The 23966-nt window shown below is 51.3% G+C and carries 22 protein-coding genes, 1 pseudogene and 1 riboswitch (1 of these 24 running past the window's edge); of the genes and pseudogenes, 16 read left to right on the forward strand and 7 right to left on the reverse strand.

Annotated elements, in window-relative coordinates; genetic code table 11:
• Nucleotides 1–94: 94 nt before the first annotated feature.
• Complete coding sequence (locus ACLIN2_RS05455; RefSeq protein WP_411503430.1) at nt 95–4624, reverse strand: glutamate synthase-related protein; 4530 nt, start codon at nt 4622–4624, stop codon at nt 95–97.
• A 244-nt stretch (nt 4625–4868) separates the two neighbouring features.
• Entirely contained in the window at nt 4869–5009 is a 141-nt protein-coding gene (locus ACLIN2_RS05460; protein WP_170184504.1) for a hypothetical protein, read from the reverse strand.
• Between the two features lie 251 nt (nt 5010–5260).
• On the opposite strand from ACLIN2_RS05460, the pseudogene ACLIN2_RS05465 reads away from it, so the two are divergent.
• A pseudogene (locus ACLIN2_RS05465) lies at nt 5261–5760 on the forward strand (methyltransferase); the annotation flags it as partial.
• Nucleotides 5761–5906: 146 nt separating this feature from the next.
• Here ACLIN2_RS05465 and ACLIN2_RS05470 read toward each other — a convergent pair.
• Nucleotides 5907–7202: a glutamate-1-semialdehyde 2,1-aminomutase gene (locus ACLIN2_RS05470; protein ID WP_411503431.1), complete on the reverse strand. Its 1296-nt coding sequence runs from the start codon at nt 7200–7202 to the stop codon at nt 5907–5909.
• A 149-nt stretch (nt 7203–7351) separates the two neighbouring features.
• Between ACLIN2_RS05470 and ACLIN2_RS05475 the strand changes: the two genes are divergently transcribed.
• From ACLIN2_RS05475 to proS, 6 genes are all read left to right on the forward strand, one after another.
• Nucleotides 7352–8197: a protein phosphatase 2C domain-containing protein gene (locus ACLIN2_RS05475; RefSeq protein WP_411503432.1), complete on the forward strand. Its 846-nt coding sequence runs from the start codon at nt 7352–7354 to the stop codon at nt 8195–8197.
• Between the two features lie 93 nt (nt 8198–8290).
• Complete coding sequence (locus ACLIN2_RS05480; protein ID WP_411503433.1) at nt 8291–9301, forward strand: ABC transporter ATP-binding protein; 1011 nt, start codon at nt 8291–8293, stop codon at nt 9299–9301.
• A complete protein-coding gene (locus tag ACLIN2_RS05485) occupies nt 9294–10088 on the forward strand; it encodes an ABC transporter permease (RefSeq protein WP_411503434.1) in 795 nt (264 codons plus the stop codon). Before ACLIN2_RS05480 ends, ACLIN2_RS05485 begins: the two co-directional genes overlap by 8 nt.
• Nucleotides 10089–10093: 5 nt before the next feature.
• On the forward strand, nt 10094–10891 hold the full coding sequence (locus ACLIN2_RS05490) for an ABC transporter permease (protein ID WP_122961677.1): 798 nt from the start codon (nt 10094–10096) through the stop codon (nt 10889–10891).
• A gap of 119 nt (nt 10892–11010) precedes the next feature.
• Nucleotides 11011–11165: riboswitch (FMN riboswitch) on the forward strand.
• 243 nt (nt 11166–11408) lie between these two features.
• Nucleotides 11409–12014 (forward strand): ECF transporter S component, encoded by a 606-nt coding sequence (locus tag ACLIN2_RS05495; RefSeq protein WP_122924901.1) that lies wholly within the window; start codon nt 11409–11411, stop codon nt 12012–12014.
• Nucleotides 12015–12339: 325 nt separating this feature from the next.
• Nucleotides 12340–13806: a proline--tRNA ligase gene (gene proS / locus ACLIN2_RS05500; RefSeq protein WP_411503435.1), complete on the forward strand. Its 1467-nt coding sequence runs from the start codon at nt 12340–12342 to the stop codon at nt 13804–13806.
• A gap of 77 nt (nt 13807–13883) precedes the next feature.
• On the opposite strand, the gene ACLIN2_RS05505 is transcribed toward proS, so the two are convergent.
• Together ACLIN2_RS05505 and ACLIN2_RS05510 are read right to left on the reverse strand one after the other, a co-directional pair.
• The gene (locus ACLIN2_RS05505) at nt 13884–14252 is read right to left on the reverse strand and encodes an HAD family hydrolase (protein ID WP_411503436.1); all 369 of its coding nucleotides are present in this window, start codon (nt 14250–14252) and stop codon (nt 13884–13886) included.
• A gap of 42 nt (nt 14253–14294) precedes the next feature.
• On the reverse strand, nt 14295–14912 hold the full coding sequence (locus tag ACLIN2_RS05510; RefSeq protein ID WP_092266997.1) for a winged helix-turn-helix domain-containing protein: 618 nt from the start codon (nt 14910–14912) through the stop codon (nt 14295–14297).
• Between the two features lie 185 nt (nt 14913–15097).
• Between ACLIN2_RS05510 and bcp the strand changes: the two genes are divergently transcribed.
• From bcp to ACLIN2_RS05535, 5 genes are read left to right on the forward strand one after another with little or no spacing between them, the layout of a single operon-like run.
• Nucleotides 15098–15568 carry a thioredoxin-dependent thiol peroxidase gene (gene bcp, locus ACLIN2_RS05515; protein ID WP_092266996.1) on the forward strand — a complete coding sequence of 157 codons (471 nt, stop codon included), beginning with the start codon at nt 15098–15100 and terminating at the stop codon, nt 15566–15568.
• A 39-nt stretch (nt 15569–15607) separates the two neighbouring features.
• Nucleotides 15608–16660 carry a M42 family metallopeptidase gene (locus tag ACLIN2_RS05520; protein WP_122961679.1) on the forward strand — a complete coding sequence of 351 codons (1053 nt, stop codon included), beginning with the start codon at nt 15608–15610 and terminating at the stop codon, nt 16658–16660.
• Between the two features lie 10 nt (nt 16661–16670).
• On the forward strand, nt 16671–17432 hold the full coding sequence (locus ACLIN2_RS05525) for a class I SAM-dependent methyltransferase (RefSeq protein WP_092266994.1): 762 nt from the start codon (nt 16671–16673) through the stop codon (nt 17430–17432).
• A 45-nt stretch (nt 17433–17477) separates the two neighbouring features.
• Nucleotides 17478–18026, forward strand: coding sequence for a cob(I)yrinic acid a,c-diamide adenosyltransferase (locus ACLIN2_RS05530; protein ID WP_411503437.1), 549 nt, complete (start codon nt 17478–17480; stop codon nt 18024–18026).
• 30 nt (nt 18027–18056) lie between these two features.
• Nucleotides 18057–18845, forward strand: coding sequence for a GNAT family N-acetyltransferase (locus tag ACLIN2_RS05535; RefSeq protein ID WP_411503438.1), 789 nt, complete (start codon nt 18057–18059; stop codon nt 18843–18845).
• 79 nt (nt 18846–18924) lie between these two features.
• On the opposite strand, the gene ACLIN2_RS05540 is transcribed toward ACLIN2_RS05535, so the two are convergent.
• Nucleotides 18925–19827, reverse strand: coding sequence for a complex I NDUFA9 subunit family protein (locus tag ACLIN2_RS05540; RefSeq protein WP_092267471.1), 903 nt, complete (start codon nt 19825–19827; stop codon nt 18925–18927).
• 129 nt (nt 19828–19956) lie between these two features.
• On the opposite strand from ACLIN2_RS05540, the gene nth reads away from it, so the two are divergent.
• The 3 genes from nth to ACLIN2_RS05555 all read left to right on the forward strand — a co-directional run bounded on the left by nth (nt 19957) and on the right by ACLIN2_RS05555 (nt 23238).
• Nucleotides 19957–20643, forward strand: coding sequence for an endonuclease III (gene nth, locus ACLIN2_RS05545; protein WP_411503439.1), 687 nt, complete (start codon nt 19957–19959; stop codon nt 20641–20643).
• Nucleotides 20644–20794: 151 nt separating this feature from the next.
• A complete protein-coding gene (gene perR / locus ACLIN2_RS05550) occupies nt 20795–21229 on the forward strand; it encodes a peroxide-responsive transcriptional repressor PerR (RefSeq protein ID WP_092266990.1) in 435 nt (144 codons plus the stop codon).
• Between the two features lie 251 nt (nt 21230–21480).
• Nucleotides 21481–23238, forward strand: a complete 1758-nt coding sequence (locus ACLIN2_RS05555) for a glycosyl hydrolase family 18 protein (RefSeq protein WP_411503440.1) — start codon at nt 21481–21483, stop codon at nt 23236–23238.
• A 61-nt stretch (nt 23239–23299) separates the two neighbouring features.
• On the opposite strand, the gene ACLIN2_RS05560 is transcribed toward ACLIN2_RS05555, so the two are convergent.
• Nucleotides 23300–23689, reverse strand: coding sequence for a YgzB family protein (locus tag ACLIN2_RS05560; protein ID WP_092266989.1), 390 nt, complete (start codon nt 23687–23689; stop codon nt 23300–23302).
• Between the two features lie 115 nt (nt 23690–23804).
• Here ACLIN2_RS05560 and ACLIN2_RS05565 point away from each other — a divergent pair, with 115 nt between their 5' ends.
• On the forward strand, nt 23805–23966 hold the start of the coding sequence (locus ACLIN2_RS05565) for a hypothetical protein (protein ID WP_092266988.1). The gene runs 702 nt beyond the window's last position; 162 of the gene's 864 nt are visible here — the first part of the coding sequence; the start codon lies at nt 23805–23807; its stop codon lies beyond the right edge, outside the window.

Raw genomic sequence — 23966 nt, forward strand, 5'->3', positions numbered from 1 at the left:
ACCATGTTTTGACAATATTATCACGTGCTTATATGTATGGCAAAAAGAACTCCTCCAATACCTAGGAGGAGTTTGAAATGCAGGTATACAGGGATTACTCGGTAGAGACAGAAGGGTCTGCCTGCTCTTTTTTGGGGGAAATCATGATGAACTGCGAGGCAGCATCATCGCTCCAAGCCTGGACACGCCCTGCCGTTTCATATTGGGCAGTAGCGAGCAGCTCTTGCACATACGCACCGAGCAGCTCCTGAACATCCTGTATGCCCTGCTTGTCGAGGGAGTACAGGAACACTTTTGCTCCCTTGGCAATCCGGCGTTCGAGCGCAGCTTTGTCAAAGCCCATCTCCGGCGTCAGCTTGACGTAGACCACACCACCCGTCATCCCTGCGCAAATCCATGGGCCCGGATCCCCGAGAACCACCGCACGGCCATTTGTCATGTATTCAAAGGCGAAGCCCTTCAGGTTTGCCCGCGCCCCGATTCCACCCAGCTCGTCGCGGATCGGCTCCGTCATTTCTCCACCAAAAACGACGTCTGCACCAGACAAGCGGATGCAGGCACGAGAGTCAGCATTGCCCTGCACGACAAACAGTCCTCTTTGCGCACCGTAGCCAAAGCTTTTCCCGACAGATCCGTTGACGAAGACACCGCGCAGCCCCTTTGCCTTCAGAACGGAAATACGGCCGCCAAAGCTGGTTTTTCCCACTCCATCCTGAGCGCCTCCTTCGACGCGGATATTTACGCCCTGGACGTTGTAGGCAGCTAGACCATTCCCCGGTACGCTGCCTTCCACGAAGTGCAGAGAAACCTCTGGCAATGACGTGTAGCTTCCATCCAGATGATTTTCGACCCGCGCACCTGCCCAGCGGCTGCCCAGTACACGCTCACCGGAGAGGATGCGCTTGAACGTATGTTGGATGGGGCGTCCGTCCGAAAAGGAATCGCTGGTATGGCTGCGAAGGGAAGTGGCTGCTGCGACCAATATGCGATCCTCTTCGGAGACGGTATCTGTCATTTGCCCAGTAAGCGGATGGACGTGTAAAAGGGAAGTAAGATCGATTTTGTCCAGCAGTCTCGTCTGTACCAAGAGATTGGAGCGTCCGACCAAATCCTGCGCGCGGGTAAAGCCAAGCCCAGCGGTAATGCGCCGTACCTCATCGCCAAACAAGCCAAAGAATGTCTTGAGCCCGGAGACGGCGAGGTCCGTTTGCCGGGGAACGAAGCGTCGAAGTCCTTTTTCATGGGCTTCCTCTATGCTGTCGATCTGGGTAGCAATCCCGACATGGCAGGTATCCAGATGGCAGCCACGGCAAGTCGTGCAGCCGACAGCGATCATCGCAAGCGTCCCAAAACCGATACGATTCGCACCCAGGAGCATCAGTTTGACGACGTCAGCGGCACTTTTCACGCCCCCGTCTGACCACAGCTCGACCTGATGGCGCAGACCAGCTTCGAGGAGGGCGTTATGGGCTGCTTTGACGCCGATTTCCGCAGGCAGTCCGACATGCTGCAGGGCGTGGACGCGGGCAGCTCCTGTCCCACCGTCAAAGCCAGATAAAGTAATGAAATCCGCTCCGGCTTTGGCAACACCGACGGCAATCGTCCCGATATTGGGCACGATCGGCACCTTTACGCAAATCTTGGCTTTGTCATTGGCGGTTTTCAGTTCGGTGATCATTTGCGCCAGGTCTTCGATGGAGTAGATGTCGTGGTTGTTGGAAGGGGAAATCAGATCTGACCCGATCGCGGCATTCCGAGCAGCAGCGATTTTGGCTGTGACCTTCGAGCCAGGCAAATGTCCGCCTTCTCCTGGCTTTGCGCCTTGCCCGATTTTGATTTCCAAAAGGTTTGCGGCGTTTGCCAGCTCGATGTTGATGCCAAAGCGGCCGGATGCGATCTGGATGCCGCGCGTTTTCTGATAGCGCCCGAGCATGTCTTTGATCTCGCCGCCTTCTCCGTTCATACAGATCATATTCAGTTGATCCGCTGCCTTAGGATAGGCGCGAAAAGCCGTTTCGTTTTGGGAGCCAAACGACATGGACGAGATGAGGAACGGCAGCGAGTGCTCCCCGACGCTGATGTCCACCTGCTCCGGTTCTACATGGGCAGCTGCTTTGTCAAAGGCAAAGTCAGTCGTATGACGGATCGCGATGGGATTTTCCCGCTCGTTTTCATCCAGCTTCAAAGCGTAGTCCGAGTAGGGAATATCGCCGGCAGCCATCTGTCCGATCAGCTTCCACAAGCGAGGGAAGATATGGAACGTCTTGGATTCGCGTGCCGTTTCGCTGGAAAAGTCGTGATGGCGGCGAATGCTGTCCTCCTGCAGGTTGGCAAGTGACAGTCCGGCATGCTCCGAACCACAGAAGTTGACGATGCCAAGTGCTGCGGCAACCTCATCTTGCAGACCTATCGATGAGAAAAGCCGGCCGTAGCCGCGCAGCTCGTGGATGCCGAGCGTGGAAATGACCTTTTCCAAGCCTTTGCTCAAAGCTCCATATAAATGACCTGGAGCCGTTTCGGTATTTTTGGCAGAGGCAGTGGCAAACATCAGGTAGGGAGAAACAGCGTCAGCACCTGACCCGATGGAAAGAGCAAGATCGTGGAGGGAACGGATCGCCCCGGAGCGCAAGATCAGACTCGTCTTGCGGCGCAGGCTGATCCCGTCCTCTGCAAACGCCGTTTTCAGGCTTTGATCGACGACCGAGATGGCGAGCAGCGGATCGATCCAGTAATGCTCCTGCTGATGGGTGTCCGTATCGTCCAGAATGATCAGCACTGCTCCCTTTTCTACAGCTTTGACGGCTGCCTGGCGCAGTTCATTCAGACCAGCCGCATACCCGTCCTGTTCTTGGAAATGAGTAGAGAGAATGGCGATGCTGGTTGGATGGTTATGAAAGGCATGAATGATTTGCTCCAGAGAAAGAGTCCCTTGCTGGCGAGCGGTTTTTTGCAGGGACTGCCCTTCCAAAAGGATGGGGGAAGGCAATTCCAGCTGCGGTGTCGTGACTGATTTGGAGGCGAGCGGTACGCGGGAGCCGAGGAGGATGCGTGTGGAGAAGTGCTCCATCTCACGGTCGCGGTCGATGGCAGGATTCGTGACGACAGCTACACTTTCTTTTATGTAGTCCGCCAGATTCTGTCTTTCCTTGGAAAGGGCGCCAAGCGGTCCGTCATGCCCAAGGGAGCGGATCGGCTCTGCGCCGTTGGATGCCATTTGCTCCACCAGCTGGACCTGTTCACGGTCCCATCCGAAAGCACTGTAAACGGAGGAAGTCGGAGCAGGGACATCAGGTTCCGTAGACAGAGCTTCTAGGTCATAAGCAAAATGCAAATGCTGACGGGCTTCATTCGGCTGAATTTTCTGTGAAAATCTTTCGTAGACGATCTGTTGAAGCTGATGATGCAAGATGACTTCTACGGGTTTGTCTTTATGAAGGCGCACCGCTACCTTTTCGCCAGGTGCTAAAGCTTTGGGCTCGCTCGCCATATCGTGGACGCTGATGACTCCTTGCTCCGAAGAGAAGTACAGAGAAGTCGCACCTTCCACCATCCAGAGCGGACGCAGCCCGAGGGCATCTACAGTAAATACACACTCCGACGAGAAGCGGGAAACGATGCCGACCGGGCCTTGTGCAAAATGTCCCCATGCTTGGCGCAGGTACACATAGAGATCCTGCAAGTGAGAGGGGAGGCTTTTCATTTCGTGATGGATCGGAGGGAAGACGACTTCCATGGCTTCGAACAGGCTCAGCCCAAAGCGGTGGATGAGAGTCTCGATTGTCCGGTTGAGATTTTGGGAATCACTGCCACCATCTACGAGTGGCACACCCAGCATTTTGGCCTCTTCCTCCAGCTTGCTGATCGTGTTGATCTCGCCGTTGTGACCTAGCAGGGAGAAGGGCTGCACGCGAAAGAAGTTGGACAAGGTGTTGGTCGAGTAGCGGTTATGGCCGATGGTAACAGATGAAACGAAGCGCCCGTCCGCCACATCGTGGAAGTATTGGGACAGCAGATTTGCCGAGCCCATCAGCTTGTAAGCCGTGCTGACCGGACTAAGTGATGCGACATGCACGTGGTAGGCTGCCTCTAGTGTGACATGAATAGCAAACAGCTTACGGGAATACTCGTCTTCTGTCAGCTCTTCCGACGCCCACACGGCGAGCTGCCAAAAGATCGGCTCATCCCGCTTGCCGTTTTTTCCTAGGACAGAGGAATCAACAGCATTTTCGTGCTCCAGCAAAATGGTCAGCCCCGCTTGGGTGAAAGCAGAGCGAATTTCTTGTTGAGTCGCTCGCATGTCATGGCCTTTTCGAGGAATGAACAGATGAGCGATGGAAAAGCGGGGATCATAGGCATGCGACCGATCGAGTCCGGCGTCATCCAGATAATCAGACCAGAGCGCGCGAGGAATATCCGTCAATATCCCGCAGCCATCACCCTCGCCGTTGATAAAGCCGGAGCGGTGTTCCATCTGAATCATGGTGCGAATGGTCTCATCTACATTGCTGCGAGTCGGACTCCCCTGTTTTTCAATGACACAAACGATGGCGCAGCTGTCATGCTCGATGCGATGATACTCGCGAAACTGTTCGATGGTTTCTTTTTTCTGGTCTCTATTCAGCATGATTCCGGTCAGTAGAGGAACTGACCACCCACCTCCCGTTGAATATTCTGAAATTTCTAACGATATTGTAGGTTTTAGGATAACACGAACAGAAGGTCAGCACAAGAAAGGGACAGGATACGCGAAAGGATGTAAGCGCTTCCTGTTCAAGAAAATGTTTCTGTTCGATAAAAGGGTTGATATTTCACGAAAAAAACAGACACACCCTGACCGGTAAGCGGAGGGATATGTCTGTTTCAGATGGTTAACGATCGTGATTTTGCGTCTTGTGATGTTCGGTTTTTCTTGGTTTTTGGAAACCGACGACTTCGAGCATTTTGGAGCTCTCTTTGGAGTCCAACGTTTTTTCAGGTGCTTGCGGATACATATGCTCACCTTTTGACAACCGGGATCCCTCCTCTTGGGTAACTGCATGAGTAGTATTCCCGAAAGGCTTGGGTCATGGCATAGGAAACCGTTCCCTGAGCTCGTTTTGCTATGGCTTACGTGGGTAGTGTCTGATGGATCACCGGCTTGACAGGATTTCTTGTGAAATTCACGAAATGAAAGGGAGTATAAAAAAATTTACAGTAGGAGTAGATGATTCATTTCTAAAATGATCGAAAACAAGCTCCGTGCTGCCGGCTGTGTCTTTGTTTTGTACCCCGCAAGCGTACCGCGTTTCTCGTCCGACAAGCGATCGCCCTTGCCCGCCCAGGAAACGTAGTGGTCGACCTGTGCTGCGGCTCAGGGGCGCTGGGGGCCGTACTAGCCTTACATGTAGAGAGGATCGAGCTGCATGCAGTGGACCTCGATCCCGCCGCAGTACGATGCGCGCAAAGGAACATCGCAATCACGGGTGGTCGCGTCTACGAAGGTGACCTCTGCCCGCCACACTTCTCAGCTGTGTCGACGTTCTCGTAGCCAATGTACCCTACGTACCAACCCAGTCGATCAGGTTGCTTCCCCCAGAGGCGCGAATATACGAAGCGTCTGTAGCCTTAAACGGAGGAGAGGATGGGCTGGATGTAATGCGGCGAGTGGCAGGCGAAGCTGCACGCTGGCTGGTTCCGGGTGGTCACGTATTGGTTGAGACGAGTGAACGACAGGTGCCGAAGACGGTCGATATCTTCAAAAGCAGCGGATTCATTCCGTAGGTGGCAACGGATCCAGAGCTTGACGCTACGATTGTGATTGGTACTCGTCCCTAGCCTGTTTTGCAGAAGGTAACATGACGATAAATACACACAAAGAAGAGGCAATCAGAAGATTTCCTGACTGCCTCTTTCCTTTTGAAGCCACTTTATTTTCCGCTCATGGCGGCAAAGGAACGATCCACTGCTGCGATCGTTTCACGAATGTCTTCTTCCGTATGTGCAGTAGTAACGAACCAGGCTTCGTATTTGGATGGAGCCAGGCAAATGCCTTCATCCAGCATCAGGCGGAAGAAACGGGCGAACAGCTCACCATCTGCTTTTTGAGCTGCATCGTAATCGTGTACCGGCTCGTCCGTAAAGTACACCGCCATAGCGCCTTTGACGCGGTTGAGCTGGATGGTTACATCGTGCTTCTCTGCTGCTTGGCGAATTCCAGCTTCCAGCATGGCACCCAAACGCTCGAACTCGTCGTACACGCCTGGCTGCTTCAATACCTCCAGGCACGCGATGCCGGCGCGGATAGAAGCTGGGTTACCCGCCATGGTTCCGGCTTGATAAGCAGGTCCCAGTGGAGCGACCTGCTCCATGATTTCTTTGCGGCCACCGTAAGCTCCGATCGGTAAGCCACCCCCGATAATTTTCCCCAAAGCAGTCAGATCTGGCTCGACTCCGAGCAGATTTTGCGCTCCGCCGTAGCAGAAGCGGAAAGCCGTAATCACTTCATCGTAAACGACGAGCGCACCGGCTTCGTGCGTGATTCGATTGACAGCTTCCAAAAAGCCTGGCTCTGGCGTCACGATACCGAAGTTTCCAACGATTGGCTCGACGAGAACGGCTGCTGTCTCACTGCCCCAGCGTTTCATCGCATCTGCAAATGCATCGACGTCGTTGAACGGTACGGTAAACACTTCGTTGGCGATGCTTTGCGGAATACCCGCACTATCCGGAATGCCGAGCGTGGAAGGCCCAGATCCCGCCGCTACCAGGACGAGATCAGAGTGGCCGTGATAGCAGCCGGCAAATTTGATGATTTTGACACGGCCTGTGTAGGCGCGTGCGACACGGATGCACGTCATGACGGCTTCCGTACCGGAGTTGTTAAAGCGGATGCGCTCCATGGAAGGAATCGCTTCGCGGATCATACCGGCAAACTTCACTTCCCAAGGAGTAGGAGTTCCGTACAGCGTACCGTTTGCTGCTGCTTCGCAAATGGCTTGAGTTACATGAGGATGGGCGTGGCCTGTGATGATGGGGCCATAGGCTGCCAAATAGTCAATGTATCGATTTCCGTCCACGTCCCAGAAATACGCTCCCTGGGCGCGTTCCATGGTGACGGGGGCACCGCCTCCTACAGCCTTGAAGGAGCGGGATGGGCTGTTGACGCCTCCCAGAATCACATCCATGGCTTGTTGGTGCAGGTGTGCGGATTTTTCACGGTTCATTCTTTTTCCCTCTTTCTGTCCAAAAGGTCTTCCCTATCTTACCACAGCCAAAGAAAAGGTGGGTATGCACGGAGATGTCTGGAAGGGGAAAAGGAAAAATGATACAATTTTCCAGCAACTGAATATGGGGAAAGAAGGCGAATGTCACGATGAAAATGGAATGCCTATGCGTCGCCGGCAGCGGCAGGATGAATGAGGATGCGTACGTCACGAATCAGACGAAGCATCTTTTTGCAGTTGTGGATGGGGTGTCTTCGCTCGTTCCGTATGAAAATGCAGACGGGCTGACTGGAGGTGCGATTGCGGCCCAAATCGTGAAGGAGCATCTGGAGGAAGAAAATGGGGAGCAAAGCTTACCGGAGCTGTTGGCTGCAGCGAACGAAAGGCTCTACGCATGTATGCGCAATGACCGGATCAATCTGGAGAAAAAAGAAGCCCTTTGGGGAGCAGCGTGTGCGGTTGTTCGCGTAGAGGATAAATTTATCGATTATGCCCAAACCGGGGATTGCATGATTTTTGCTGTTTATGCAGACGATACGGTACGCCCCCTTACACACCCGCAAGTCAGTCATTTAGAGCAGGCTGCCTTCGCAAAATGGGAGTCCTGTATTTCCGCAGGTATCCGTCAGCACTCGGAGCTGATGGAGCACTGTCGTGACATCCTTATTTCCAACCGCTATCAGGCCAATACAGAAGGTGGATATGGTGTCCTCAATGGAGAATCTGCCTGTCCTGGCTTTATAGAGTCTGGACGAATCAACCGTACCCAGCTGCGAGCCCTTGTCCTTTTGACAGATGGCTTGCTCATGCCTCGCCACTATGGAGGAGCCGAGCCGAGATGGGAGGAGACGGTGCTTCCGATTGTTCACAAAGGACTGCAGAGATATGCAGACGAGTTAATTGCGTTGGAAAACGACGATCCGGAATGCGTTCGCTATGTACGCTTCAAAAAATCGGATGACAAAACCGGAATCATCCTGCACTTGAGTGAATGAATTTCCAGCACATTGAATTTTGCACATTCATAGCCTGTCATATACACTAACAGATGGAATGCAACCGAAAGAGACACAAAAGGAAGGTAAACCATGATTCAAGTGAAGCAGCTGCAAAAGGAGTTTCGCATTCACCAGTCCCGAGTCGGATTAGGTGGTGCTTTTCGTGATTTGTTCAGCCGTGAATACAAGACGGTGAAAGCAGTGGATAATCTGTCTTTTTCGGTGGAAGAAGGGGAAATGTTCGCGCTGATCGGGGAAAATGGCGCGGGCAAATCGACGACGATCAAAATGCTGACGGGCATTCTCACGCCGAGCAGCGGAGATATCGTCATCAATGGCTTTGTTCCATTCAAAGAGCGCGAGGATTACGTACGCTCCATCGGTGTCGTATTTGGCCAGCGTTCCCAGCTCTGGTGGGACTTGTCCCCACTGGAGTCCTTTCGTTTGCTCAAAAGCGTCTACAAGGTCGATGACACAGCGGGCGAGAAGTGGCTGGAGCGGCTGATCGAGGAGCTAGATATAGGTTCCTTCGTAAGTCAGCCCGTTCGCAAGCTTAGCCTGGGGCAGCGGATGCGCTGTGAGGTAGCAGCATCGTTGATCCACAAGCCACGCCTGCTGTTTCTCGATGAGCCGACGGTCGGACTGGACGTTCTGGTCAAACAAAAGATCCGCGAGTTTCTGCGCAATTTGAATGAGACGGAAAAAATGACCATTTTGCTGACGACACATGACGTGTCCGATATTGAGGCGCTCTGCAAGCGAGTGCTGGTCATGGATAAAGGCAAGCTGATTTTCGACGGTCTGCTCAGTGATTTGAAAGAGCATTGGGGAAATGGGACAGAGGTATCCTTCCAGATGAAAAAGCGCACCAAGGCTTCCGAGCTGCGAAACGTTTTAGGGGATATGCCCTGTACGATCGAACAAATCAACGATTATTCGCTGCGGGTGCAGGTGCCGCGCAGTCAGGAAATGCTGCCGTTTGTTTTGTCCACGGTCATGGCATCGTTTGATGTGAGTGATGTGAAAATCATGGAGACCAGCACAGAGGACATCGTGCGCAACATTTACCGGACGGACGGCGAGGTAGCGAATCATGCATAAGCTTTACATGGAACTGATTCGCATGCGCTTTTTAACCATGCTGGCCTACCGGGTCAACTATTACAGTGGCATCATCATTTACGCCATTAACATCGGGGCGTATTACTTTTTGTGGGGGGCTATTTACGGTGGACAGCAGCAGCTGGGCGGGCTGTCTGTAGCGCAGATGACCTCTTACGTGGCGATCGCCTGGATGTCCCGGGCCTTTTATTTCAACAACATCGATATGGAAATCGCCCAAGACGTGCGGGAAGGGAAGGTTGCGATCGAAATGATCCGGCCGTACAACTACCTTTCCGTGAAAACGGCACAGGCATTTGGCGAAGGAATCTTTCGCTTTTTGTTTTTTGCAGGACCGGGGATCTTTTTGATCAGCCTGATGATTCCGTTCCACTTCCCAGCGACCGCTCAGGGCTGGGGACTTTATCTGCTCAGCTTGCTGTTCGCCTTTTTGATCAATACGCAGGTGAACCTGCTGACGGGACTTCTGACGTTTTTCATGTTCCGCAATGACGGGATGATTCGTGCAAAACGGGTCATTGTCGACCTGATGTCTGGCTTGGTTCTGCCGATCAGCTTCTTTCCAGGATGGGCGCAAACGCTGATGGGCTTTTTACCTTTCCAAGCGATCAACTACTACCCCAGCCTCATTTTCACTGGTGCGACCTCGGCTGCAAGAGCATGGCAGCTGATTGGATTTCAAGTGATCTGGATGGCTGTGATTTTGATCCCGATCCTGATTTTATGGCGTATGGCTCGCAGCCGGCTCGTCGTACAGGGAGGGTAGAGATCATGCAAAATGCAAAACACATTTACAGTATTTTCGCGGATTACTTAAGCCAGTATTTCAAGACTCGGCTTGCGTATCGCGCAGACTTCTTAGGCGATCTGGCATCGAATCTGATCTCCGAATTGATCAACCTCGTGTTCATTATCGTCGTGTTCCAGCACGTTCCGCTCATGGGTGGCTGGTCACGCGATGAGATCATCTTTATCTATGGATTCTTCCTGGTGCCGTATGCGCTGTTTTCCATCTTCTTCGGATTCTGGGATTTCAACGAGCGCTACATTATCCGCGGAGAAATGGACCGGATTTTGACGAGACCTGTGCACAATTTGGCGCAAGTGTGTCTGGAGTCCATCGCACCTGACAGGATTTTCGGGGTAATTTCCGGCCTGATCATCATGGGATACGCAGCGATTCAGCTGAAGCTCGATTTTTACTGGTACGACCCGATCATCTTTATCGTGCTATCCGTCAGTGGAGCATTGATCTATGGCGGGGTATACACAGCTGTTTCTGCGATCAGCTTTTTCTCCGACTCTCGGACGGGGATTTCTCCGATGATTTACAACATCCAGCAGTACGGGCGCTATCCGGTAGACGTTTACAACAAGATCATTCGGTTCGTGCTGACGTACATCTTGCCGTTTGCTTTTGTCGGTGTCTATCCAGCCGCCTACTTTTTGCGAAAAGAGACGTGGTACATTTATGCAGCCATGACTCCGGTGGTGGCTGTCATTTTCTTTGGCATCGGGCTTCTGGTCTGGAATATTGGAGTGAGTAAGTATAGAGGAGCGGGTTCCTAGCCCGCTCTTTCTTTTTGTTTGTAATTCCTACAAAAAACATCGGAAAATGCCAAAATCGCATTTTCAACTATTGTCAAATAAAAAATCAGCAGTATAATATGCTGTATACAACAACAAACACATTCCTTCGGGGCAGGGTGAAATTCCCGACCGGCGGTGATCATGCAAAGTTGCATGTAAGCCCGCGAGCCTCCCGAGCTGATACACAGCAGGGAGTGCAGGATCTGGTGCGATTCCAGAGCCGACAGTACAGTCTGGATGGGAGAAGGATGACGACAGTACGTTACCACACGTGCTTGTTTCCCTGTGCAAACGGGATAAGGGGCGATTGATCTTTCGCAGCCCTTCTGTTTCTCGTACTTATTTTTGCATCAGGAATTGTCATGCGCCTGCAAAAAGCCCTGAGGATCTTTCTTTCCTCGGGGCTTGTTTTCGTTTGCACAAGGTTCAGGATGTGTGGGTTCACGATCACTGTTGCCATTCCTCAAGAAGGAGAAAAAATGAGGAGATGGTACACATGAAAGAAACAGCATTACACTCTACGAGGTCAACCCAAAAGCTGGTGACGATTCCCATGCTGGCGGCCGTTGCCTTCATCCTGCAGTATCTGGAATTTCCCATTCCACTGATGCCGAGCTTTCTGAAGCTGGATTTCAGTACGCTGCCTGCTTTGATTGGCGGACTCATGTACGGTCCAGTGGCTGGGATCATCGTGGAAGTTTTGAAAAATGCGCTGCACATGCTGTTTAAAAATACAGACGGCCTCTTGATCGGGGAGCTTGCCAACGTCGTAGCAGGTGCCAGCTTTATCCTTGTAGCGGTATCGATGCAGCGATTGGGCCAAGGAAAAAAAGGCTTCTTGCTGGGGCTTGCTCTGGGGACTTTGCTGATGAGCGCAGTGATGGCTGTAGCCAATGCTTTCTTCCTGCTCCCTGCCTACGCTGCCCTGTATCAAATGCCAATGGAAACGCTGCTGTCTACCTTTGGAGCCACAAGCGTATGGTCGCTCGTCCTGTACGGAATCGTTCCTTTCAACATTTTCAAAGGAGCGATGCTCTCGCTGGTCGCTTATCCGGTATACGTCAAGCTAGGCAGTCGTTTGAATCCGCGTGCCACAAATTGACAATCAGGCGTTGACTTGCTAAGATATTTAACTAATAAAGTTTTAACGAATAAAGGCTATGAAAGGACCCGCAGTACCTCGCTACGTCCCAGAGAGTCGGCCCTAGTCTGGAAGGTCGATACGAAGGCAGAACTGCACCCCATCCTGAAGCCGCTGGCGATGAGCCGTGCCGGATGCCCCGCCGTTATCGGGACTTTGAGTGGACGCAGCTTTTTGCTGTGTCAATCAGGGTGGTACCGCGGATGTTTGATCCTCCGTCCCTATGTGGGATGGGGGATTTTTGCATTTCATTCGCGTTCATTTAAGAAAAAGGAGCTGTAGAAGGATGAAAGAGGAAAAGGCATTTGTGAAGGAAATTACGCCACAATCGGAGGACTTCTCACGCTGGTACATCGACACGATCAAAAAAGCGGACCTGATGGATTACACTCCCGTTCGCGGATGTATCGTGTTCAAGCCGGAAGGGTTTGAGCTGTGGGAACGGATTCAGGAAGCAATGAACAAGCGCTTCAAGGAAACCGGACACCGAAACGCTTATTTCCCCATGCTGATTCCTGAGTCCTTCATGCAAAAAGAAAAAGAGCATATCGAGGGCTTCAATCCAGAGCTGCCGTGGGTGACGGAAGCAGGCGGTGAACCTTTGGAGGAAAGGCTGGCACTGCGTCCAACGTCCGAGACGATCATCGGCCATATGTACAGCCAATGGATCCAGAGCTATCGTGATCTGCCTGTCCTGATCAATCAGTGGGCAAACGTCTTCCGCTGGGAAAAGCGAACCATGCCGTTTTTGCGGACCTCCGAATTCCTCTGGCAGGAAGGGCATACGGCTCATGCGACAGAAGAGGAAGCGCGCGAAGAGACCATGCAAATGCTGGAGATCTATCGCGAAGTCGTGGAGCAGGAGCTGGCGATTCCCGTGTGGAAAGGGCAAAAAACTCCAAGTGAGCGCTTCGCCGGTGCGGTTGATACGTACTCCATCGAAGCGATGATGAAGGACGGCAAAGCGGTACAGGCTGGTACCTCGCACTACTTGGGCGACAATTTTGCACGCGGCTTTGAAATCAAGTTCCTCGATCGCGACAATACGTTTAAATACGTGCATACGACGTCATGGGGCAGCTCGACTCGGCTGATCGGCTCGATGATCATGGTGCATGGGGATGACCGCGGTTTGTCCTTACCGCCAAGAATGGCACCGACGCAAGTGATTATGATCCCGGTCGGACCGATGAAGCTGCGCGAAAAGGTGATGGAGGCGTTTGATCCGCTCTTCGATACCATCAAGGCTTCCGGTGTCCGTGTGCGTGCTGATTTGCGGGAAGAGACACCAGGTTGGAAGTTCAACGAGTGGGAAATGCGCGGGGTGCCTGTGCGTCTGGAAATGGGACCGCGCGATGTCGAGAACGGGCAAGTCATTCTCGCTCGTCGCGATACTGGTGAAAAAATCACGGTTGCAGTCGATGGCATCGTGGAAGCCATCCAGAATCTGCTCGAGGAAATTCAGCAAAACATGTTCCAAAAAGCGCTGGCTTTCCGCGAGGCGAACTCCCATTTGACGATCAATACCATGGAGCAGTTGACAGCGCATATCGCAAAAAGCGAGCAGGAAAACGTCACCAGCGGCTGGGTGCTGGCTGGCTGGTGCGGAGATGACGCGTGCGAGGCGAAGGTCAAGGAAGAGACGAAATTCACGTCCCGCAATATTCCCTTTGAGCCGCCAGTGACCAAGGAAACCTGCATCTGCTGCGGTGAAAAAGCACAGCATACAGTCTGGTTTGGCCGAGCTTACTAAGCCCTTACCGATGAAAAAAGGCGTGCCCTATCCAATAGAGGCATGCCTTTTTTGTACAGTAAGAATTAATTAAATTCTTAGCTAGTATACGTGCAACTAAGGCTCCGCCACAACCTTCCGCCCTTTTGTGTGACGGTAAGCCAGTTGACACCGACAGTCTGCAACCCGGCTGCACGGCCTGCGATCACATCTGCGTCGCTGTCTCCTACATAGATTGTTTCTCTCGGGTCTGCCCCCAGCTTTTGCATGGCGAGCAGGATTCCTTCGTCCAGCTTCCACTCCCGCAACGAGATTTCGGCACTGCGGCTGCCTTTACCCGTCACAATTCCAAGCTGAAAGCCGGCATTGCGAAGCTGATCCAGCATGTGCGTGACTTCAGGAGGATTGTGCAGACGCAGATGTTCATCTGTATAGGCAGCAAAAAAGTGTTCCAAGCCTAAATACAAAAAGAAAACCATCGTTCGTGATGGTTTTCATGATGTCGGAGATTATTCGTCGGAATCCTCGAACGGTTCATCCGTATCGTCAGTAGGGTCGGCAGGTGTCAGAGGGAACAGCACGTCAAAAAACTTGAATTTGCGGCGTCCCGGCGCACTTTTAAAGCCTTTGTATTTTTGCAGCAAATCACCGATTTCCTCGACAAGCTGATTGCGCTCATCCTGACTGAGATGAAATTCATGAGCATTGAAGGCGAATGTATGCTTATACTCCTTGCGCACATCCTGATCGCTGGCAACAAAACGGTTCAAGGTCCGCATGAGATCCTTCTCCGTGGTGCGGAAAGGAGTGAACATCACATCGCTCAATTGCTGAGCATTTTCCTCAATCATTACTTGCAGTTTGACCTGAATCACTTTGGCTACTGGTTCGTAATACTTTTCGACAATGGAACCTTTGACGCGTGTATCCACCTGCTCGAGCAAGCCGACACGAACCAGCTCTTTCACGTGGTAGTGAAGACGAGCAGCGTTTTCACCCAGCTCCGTGGCAATTTGTTTGGCTGTTCGAGGCTCGAGGTCCTCAAATAGCTCCAAAATTTTAACGCGCTCGGCAATCGCTAGGGATTTTAGTGCTTCTGGGTCTGTTACTTCATAAATCTCTTTCATGCCATTTCTCACCATCCAACTGACTAGGCCAAATTTTGATTTTTCGTCGTTCTCTATACTATCAATCAATTCTATCGTTTTCTGATAGAAAGCGCAACGTGTATAGAGATGAAGTGGCTGTAAGCTTGTGGTAAAATGAGATAGCGTGTAAATGTGGAAAAAGGGAATAGAAGGAAGGGATAAACATGACCGGCATTGGGCAGGCAGCACCTGATTTTACGCTGGAAGCGAATGAGAATCAGACCATTTCACTTTCTTCCTACCGGGGAAAGAATGTAGTGCTCTATTTTTATCCCAAAGATATGACACCGGGATGCACCACAGAGGCCTGTGATTTTCGTGATTACCATCCGAAGTTCAAGCAGCTGGATACGGTCGTTCTGGGAATCAGTCCGGACAGCGTGAAGTCTCACGATAAATTTGTGGCGAAGCACGAGCTTCCGTTTCCGCTGTTGGCAGACCCAGAGCATCAGGTGGCAGAGGCATATGGTGTGTGGGTACTGAAAAAGATGTACGGCAGAGAATACATGGGCATCGAGCGCTCTACCTTTGTCATCGATAAACAAGGAAATATCGCAAAGGCGTGGACGAAAGTAAAAGTGAAGGGGCATGTCCAAGAGGTGCTCCAATTTATCGAGGAAGAATTGCAAGCATAGATAGTCATATTACATAGAAGATATCAGGAGGCCAAATCCATGAGTGTATCTAACGACTATATCGTTGAATCTTTTTGTCAGCTGGCCAACATTCCTAGTCCGTCGGGAAATACGGCAAAGGTCATGGCGTGGGTAGCGCAGGAGCTGGAAAAGCTGGGGGTTGCTTTCAAGCGTACAAACAAAGGCGCTATTCTGGCGACGATTTCCGGAGCAAACGTGGATAAGGCGCGCCTGCTCACCGCTCACGTGGATACGCTAGGTGCGATGGTCAAAGAAATCAAATCGAACGGACGCCTGAAACTGACGCTGATTGGCGGATTTGAGTTCAATGCGATTGAAGGGGAGCATTGCGTCGTAGAGACTGGCAGCGGCCGACTGATCTCAGGAACTATTTTGTCTACCAAAGCGTCAGTTCATGTTTATGGCCGAGAAGCGGGAAAAGCGGAGCGCACCGATCAAAACATGGAAGTTCGTCTGGATGAAAAGGTAAAAACCAAGCAGGAAGTGCTCGACCTGGGGATTTCTGTCGGAGATTTCGTGTCCTTTGACCCACGTGTGACCGTCACCGAGAGCGGTTTTGTGAAGTCCCGCCACATTGACGACAAGGCGAGCGTGGCGATTTTGCTGGGCGTTCTCAAAGAGCTGCAGGAGTCTGGGAAAAAGCTGCCGTACACGACTCATTTCTTTATCAGCAACAACGAAGAAATCGGCTACGGCGGTAACTCCAGCATTCCTTCTGATGTCATTGAATATTTGGCAGTGGACATGGGCGCGATTGGCGATGGTCAGACAACAGACGAATACTGTGTCTCCATCTGCGCGAAAGATTCGTCTGGACCTTACCACTATGGGCTGCGCAGCCATCTGACGAAGCTGGCAGAAGCAGAAGGCTTGAATTATCAGGTCGACATTTATCCATTTTACGGGTCGGATGCAAGTGCGGCATTGCGGGCTGGCTATGACATCGTCCACGGCTTGATCGGACCTGGGGTAGACGCTTCACACTCGCATGAGCGTACACACCGCGAAGCGCTCGACAACACAGCCAAGCTGATAATGGCGTACCTGCAATCCGAACAATTGCAAGCATAGGAGAGCTGCCATGAGCAATATGTATGACTGGGCTGACTATTACGATTTGACGCAACGCGGACTGAATGGCGATGTGGAGTATTACATGGATCAGGCCAAACAGGCGGGGGGCAAGGTGCTTGAGCTCGGATGCGGGACGGGGCGCATTACCCTCCCGCTGGCTCAAGCGGGAATCCCCGTGACAGGGCTGGATCTTTCGCAAACGATGCTGGATAGGGCGAAGGCAAAGGCAGAGGAGCTGGGTGTGGCAGATTCTGTTCGTCTCCTCCAGGGAGACATGCGCAGCTTCGACTTGGGCGAGACGTACTCCTTGATCATGATTCCGTTTCGCTCTTTTCTGCATCTGCTTCACATCCAAGAGCAGATGAAGGCGCTGGCTTGTATTCGCAAGCATCTGGCGCCGGGCGGCAAATTTGCCATGAATGTTTTCGTACCGAAGATTCAGCATTTTAATGAGGAAAATGAGAAAATGTCCTTGCGTGGGACGCATCGGATGGAGAACGGCGATGAAGTGGCGATGTGGGATTACACGCGCTACGATCACTTTCAGCAATTGGCGGAAGTGACTCGGATTTATGAACGCTCCAACGCTGCCGGCGTGATGACAGAGCGTGTCACGGGTCGGTTTACGCTGCGGTATATTTTCCCGACTGAATTGCATCACTTGCTGCGCCTAAATGGCTTCAAAGTAACACAGCGCTATGGCAGCTTTGCCAAAACAGCCTTTGATGCCAGCAGTTCTGAGTTGATTTTGGTAGCAGAAGCTTTGTAGATTGTCGATTTCCAGGGAAATAAAGGGAAAGATGGAGGGACTGGAATGAAAATTTACACCAAAACAGGGGATAAAGGCGAGACATCGTTAGTAGCTGGCGTTCGTGTACTTAAGTTTACAGATCGTGTAGAGGCTTACGGTACATGCGATGAGGCTAACTCGCAGATCGGACTCGCGCTGTCTCTCTTACCGGAGTCCGTCGATTGGAAAGAGCTTCGAGAAGTTTTTCATGTCATTCAGACCAAGCTGTTTCACGTTGGTGCGGAGCTGGCGACTCCAGAGGGGAAGAAGGTCGGCTGGCCGATTGGGGAAGAGGATGTCACTTTCCTGGAAGGTCAGATCGATAAGCTGGACGCAGCCTTGCCGGCTTTGACCAACTTCGTGCTGCCCGGTGGACATCCAGCCGCAGCTGCTTTCCATGTCTCGCGTACAGTGGTGCGACGAGCGGAACGCAAGGCCGTTCATGTCGCACAGCAAGAGCAGGTCAACCAATCCGTAGTGAAATACTTGAACCGCTTGTCCGATTATTTGTTCGTTGTCGCCCGCCACATCAACAAGCAAACGGCAACAGCAGAGCAGACCCTGCATGAATAGCAGTAGGATTATTCGGACTGGAGGCTCCAAATGAATTTGCTGTCTATCGTTGAACAGACGGACGTAGCCTATAAACGGGCCTTTTCCAATCACGCAAAGCGATCGTGGGGCTACTTGTTCTGGAATGAAGAGAATCCGGGGCATTATGATGCCAATCATGCCCACGTTTCGAATGCGGTAACGGACCTCCAGCAAGCAGCTGAGATGGCAGACGAGATCATCCCGTTTTTTGAGGAAAAAGGCATTCATCCCCGATTGTATTTGTACGATGCCCCCAATCAGCAGAAGCTGGTGGAAGTGCTGGAGCAGCGAGGCTTCCGCACTGAGGAGCTGCCCTCGCCTGTACAAATCTGGCAAGGGGAACTGGCTCAGGTGAACGAGAATTCTTATGTCACCATCGAGCCTGTTACTGCTGCCAACTACGAGGAGTGCCTGCTTGTAGAGTCTGTCCCTGAGTTTGGTGGCAAGGAAGTTCGGGAAAAGGCTTTTGCCCAAGAATTTGCCCATCCGGATTTTCAGCATTTCCTGCTGCGAGTAGAAGGGGAACCAGCCTCCTCCTTATGTCTGCTGAGGGCTGACGATGTGGTGCGGATTGAAAATGTTGCGACCCTGCCGGCTTTTCGCGGGCGCGGTCTGATCGGTCATTTGATCCGCCATGCGCAGGAACAGTTTATCCAATCCAAAAGCTCAGAGCTATGGGTATGCCCAATTAATGAGCGAGTAGAAAAGGTGTACAGCCGTTACGGGTTTGTCACGGTTGGCACGATTCCGTTCCTTCATGTCTTTCGCGGGGGAAAAGGTGTCCTGGAGATTCGATAGTAAAAGAATATCAAAAGCCCCGGATCGATTGAGATCGGGGGCTTTTTGCATGAACGCTGTCGCCGAGCTTTTGCCTTCTTTACAAATACTGAGAAATCCCTTGGCGAAACTCGATTTTAGGTGTGTCGAACGTCGTGTAAAGCGGCTCTGAGTCCTTGCAGGCGTTTCCTTCCAGCAGCATAGTGAGCTGTGTGTTTGTGATGGGAAAGAAAGGAAAGCCTTCCATTATATTGATGACGGGTTTCATCAGGGATAGAGGGATATGAATTTTCCGCACACTTCGCTTACCGACCGCAGCGCCGATATGATCCAAGATGTGCTCGTAGGTGATGGCCTCAGGTCCACCTGTTTCGAAAATTTGATTGGCAGCAGAAGGAGAAGACAGGGCCTGGACAAACACATCTGCGACTGTCTCTCTGGCAACGGGCTGCAAAGGATACGCACCACTTCCGAGAACGGGAGTCACCGGCAGCCTGACCAAATCGGCCAGCATGTTAACGAATTCGTCGCCAGGTCCGAAAATAACCGAAGGACGAAAGATGACAAAAGGGATTCCGCTAGCGATAACGATCTGTTCCGCCTCGTATTTCGTTTTGTGGTAAGCGCTGGTTGCATTCTCCCGTGCTCCCAAAGCGCTCATATGGACAAATCGACTGACCCCTGCTTGTTTGGCTGCCTCCACGACATTTTTCGTCCCTTCTATATGAATACGCGGAAACGTGACCCCTTTCTTTGGCTGCTCCCGGATGATCCCAACCAGATGAATGACGGCGTCACAGCCAGCCATTGCTTCGTGGAGTGAGTCGGGATGAAAGAGGTCTTTGGCAGCATAGGTAATCTTGCCGGCAGCCTCATCGTGACAGCCTAGTTTCGTTTCTGATCCAGGGCGAACGAGACAAACCACATCATGCCCTTCCTCTCGTAGCCTTGCCAACATCCCTTTCCCCACAAAACCGGTAGCACCTGTTAGAAATACTTTCATCCGCATTTCCCCTCCGTTATATTCTTCCAGCTCCATTTTACTTCATGGGGACATGAGCCCGCCACAAGCTCCCTTGATTGCCGAGTTGACGAGCCACGGTATAATGGAGAGAAAAAGGGGGATATATGAATGGCACAACGCAAAGTACCAGTCGAAGAAATATTGGATACCCTGCAGCAGCTGTATCCAGACGCGCATTGTGAGTTGAACTATGCCTCCCCGTTTGAACTTCTGATTGCCACAATCTTGTCAGCACAGTGTACAGATAAACGGGTGAATGAAATAACGGCGCCGATGTTTGAAAAACTGAATAAACCGGAAGACTACCTTCATTTGACGCAGGAAGAAATGGAGGAGCATATAAAAGGGCTCGGTCTGTATAAGAATAAGAGTAAAAACATTTTAGAGACCTGTAGAATCTTGTACGAGAAATACAATAGCGAAGTGCCGCAAACGCACAAGGAGCTGGAGGCATTGCCGGGAGTCGGGAGAAAGACAGCTAACGTGGTCTTGTCCAACGCCTATGGGGTGCCGGCGATTGCAGTAGATACCCATGTGTTTCGTGTAGGAAACCGTTTGGGATTGGCCAAAAGCGACAATGTCGACGAAGTGGAGCGTCAGCTGATGAAGCGTATTCCCCGGGAAAAATGGTCGGATGCTCATCATTGGTTGATTTGGCACGGCAGACGGATTTGTTCCGCCCGCAACCCGCAATGCAGTCAATGCCCGCTGCAAACCATGTGCAAGCACGCGATCGCAGAAGGGAAAAAGCCGCAGGCAAAACCGAAGGCAAAGACCAAAGCGAAGACGCCATAACCGTTTCCCAATTTCTTCATTCGGGAAATAAACGGAATGGATATTGACAGTTTTCGCTCACAAGACGTACACTTATTTATAGTAATTCTAATCAATGACATGAGAAATGCTTGTTCTTTTGTCCTTGCGAAAGACTGTGGGGTGTAACGTTATGACACAGCGTGTAGAGAAAGCTGTAGAAATCCTGAAGAATACCGGGGTTCGAATGACACCTCAACGCCATGCCATCTTGACCTATTTGCTGGAGACGATGACTCACCCGACGGCTGACGAAATATACAAAGCCCTCGAAGGCAAATTCCCCAATATGAGCGTTGCTACGATTTATAACAATCTCCGTGTCTTTAAAGATGCAGGGTTAGTTATTGAATTGACTTACGGGGATGCGTCCAGCCGTTTTGATGCAAATGTGGAGGAAGATCACTATCACGCAATCTGTTCGAAGTGCGGGTCGATCAGCGATTTTCATTTCCCATACTTACGGGACGCGGAAGAATCAGCAGCGAAAGACATCGGATTTCACGTTACAGGCCATCGCATGGAAGTTTATGGCGTTTGTGAAGCCTGTCAAAAGAACACCCACTAATTGCAGGACTGCAACACAGAGCACCTTCTGAATCAACCGGAAATCAGTTGAGGACGAAGGTGTTTTTGTTTACCGATATTTGCCATAGGCATACCAAGGTGTAACGTTTTCGCTTTTCAAACGTCTTTTGAAAGGAAGTATGTCAGAAGGTTGTGAATGGTTTGTACCCAAACAGGCATAGAAAGAATAGACGAAATAGATTGACGGATATCACTCTCGGATATGTTCCGTCTGAGAGGAGGTCGTAGCTTGTGAGTATGGAGTTAGGGATGGCTGCCCGCCCCAAAAAGCGTAGAAGGCGGGTGTTTCAGTTTTTCCTTATGCTGATTCTCTTTTTTGTGGCGATATTTGGAGGGATTTATTGGTTCTTCGTCTTGCGGGCGTCAACAGAGCACGTCTCGCCGTTTAACGGGGAGAAGCACGCGCTCGTTTACCAGGGTGAGGTAGAGAAGACTCCTTATCTGATGGAAGCGGATCAGATTTTGCTGCCGTTCTCATTTATTCAGGAGAAGCTGGATCCCGCTATTTTCTGGGACGAACCTACTCATTCCGTCATCATTACGACGAAGGACAAAGTGCTGCGGATGGAAAGCGGACAAGTGGTAGCCTATCTGAACAAGCAGCCGGTCAATCTGCAGGTGCCCGTAAAGGAAGTAGATGGGATTCGTTATGTGCCGCTTGAACCTTTGGAAAAGCTGTATCCGTATTCTTTTGCGCATAAGCCTGCGACGGGAGCTCTTACTGTAGAAAAGGACGGATATGCGATTCAGCAAGCAAAAGTGGTACAGGATGACGATCCTCAGCTCGTTCGGACAGGAGCTTCGCTGCGTACTCCGATCGTAGCGGAGCTTTCCTCAGGTGCTGTAGTGGATGTACTGGGACAGTCGGACAAATGGTACCGGGTTTTGACCGGTGATGGAATTGCGGGGTTTCTTCCACGAGAAAGTCTGGAGCTAACACAGGTACGGAAGGTAAGTCTGGATCGCCCAGCATCCTCTACACAAACGGCTGTCTGGAAGCCGCTGGGACAAAAAATCAATCTGGTGTGGGAACAGGTTACGAGTAAAAATCCAAATGTTTCCGATATCGGGCCTATGAAAGGAGTCAATGTAGTTTCGCCAACGTGGTTTGAAATGAAGGATGCAGAAGGGACACTGCAGAATAAAGCTGATCCTGCGTATGTGAAGTGGGCGCATCAGAGGGGTTACCAGGTCTGGGGATTGGTCACGAACGGATTCAATCCAGACTGGACGAAATCTGTTCTCAGCAGCTACGACAAGCGGGAAAAGCTGATTGCCCAGCTCATTCACTATGCCAACCTGTACGATCTGGACGGGATCAACATTGACTTTGAAAATGTGTATTTGGATGAAAAACAAAAGCTCGTCCAGTTTGTGCGCGAGCTGACACCCTATTTGCATGAACAGGGGCTGACGGTTTCCATCGATGTGACAATCAAGTCAACCGCAGAAACCTGGTCGATGTTCCTCGATCGAAAAGCCCTCGCAGAAGTGGTAGACTACATGGCGGTAATGACCTATGACGAGCATTGGGCGTCCAGTCCAAAAGCAGGTTCAGTGGCATCCTTGCCGTGGGTGGAGAATGGATTGCAGGGGGTACTCGAGGAGGTTCCCCATCAAAAGCTGCTGCTGGGTGTCCCTTTTTATACGAGATTGTGGACGGAAACCAAGCAAGCGGATGGAAGCGTAAAGGTATCCTCCAAGGCGCTGTCGATGCCTCGTGCGCTGGAGTGGATCGAGGAACGCAAGCTGACTCCGATTTTGGATGAGGCAAGCGGGCAGAACTATGTGCAGTATCAGGATCCTAAGGATGGCAATACCTATAAAATGTGGCTGGAAGACGTGACTTCTATAGAAAAACGAATGGCCATTGTGCACAAGTACAATCTCGCGGGAGTAGCTTCTTGGCGTCGTGGCTATGAGGTGCCCGAGATTTGGAAGGCTGTCTCAGATGGATTGAACAGCCAGCACGAGAAGCCCTCGTCCTAGAAAGAAAATAAGCCACCTGTTGCTGGACGTGGGCAGCGGGTGGCTTTTGCATGATCTTTGATTATTTTTGTGGTGTAAGGTTTTGGTTTTGCTGAGGTTGTGCGTCATCGAGACGTAGTGGTTGTCCGCAAAACATACAGGCGTCTTCTTTTCCGAGCATTTTCGTAACTTTTTGGCACGATGGGCATTGTACCTGAGGAGCAGAGGTAGATACCATTCCGGAAATCATAAACATAACCGTGCTGCCCATCGTCAAGATAAAGCCAATGATCAACAGCAACGTCATAAAGACGTGAGAACCTTTGAACAGGGTGCCGAGAAAAGGAATAAAGTCCAAGTATCCAGCAAAGAAAGCGTACCCCGTATACATCAGCAAAATACCGATCACCATGCTCCAGTTACCCCAAGTGCGCATGCGTTTGATCTTGCTAAGACGTTCAGTTTTCTTCATCATCATTCCTCCTACCCTACAGTATAGCATACTAAGGATTTGTCTGTTGACAAGCAGGAAAAGGAGTTCTCATGTAGAATCCATATGTTCAACCCAGGGGCAGGGAGGAAAACGCATGGACATGAGGCCAGAAGAGAGTCAACAAACGTACCTTGAACTGCTTCAAAAGCGTTTGGATGTACAAGCTGTACTTATGCTTCCCAATTTTCCCCTTCGCGATGGCGCCTTCTATTTGATTGTTGCCAGCCAGCCTGAGTCTGATAACAGCATTCGGCGG

The organism is Brevibacillus centrosporus (assembly GCF_046622605.1).
GTDB lineage: Bacteria > Bacillota > Bacilli > Brevibacillales > Brevibacillaceae > Brevibacillus > Brevibacillus centrosporus.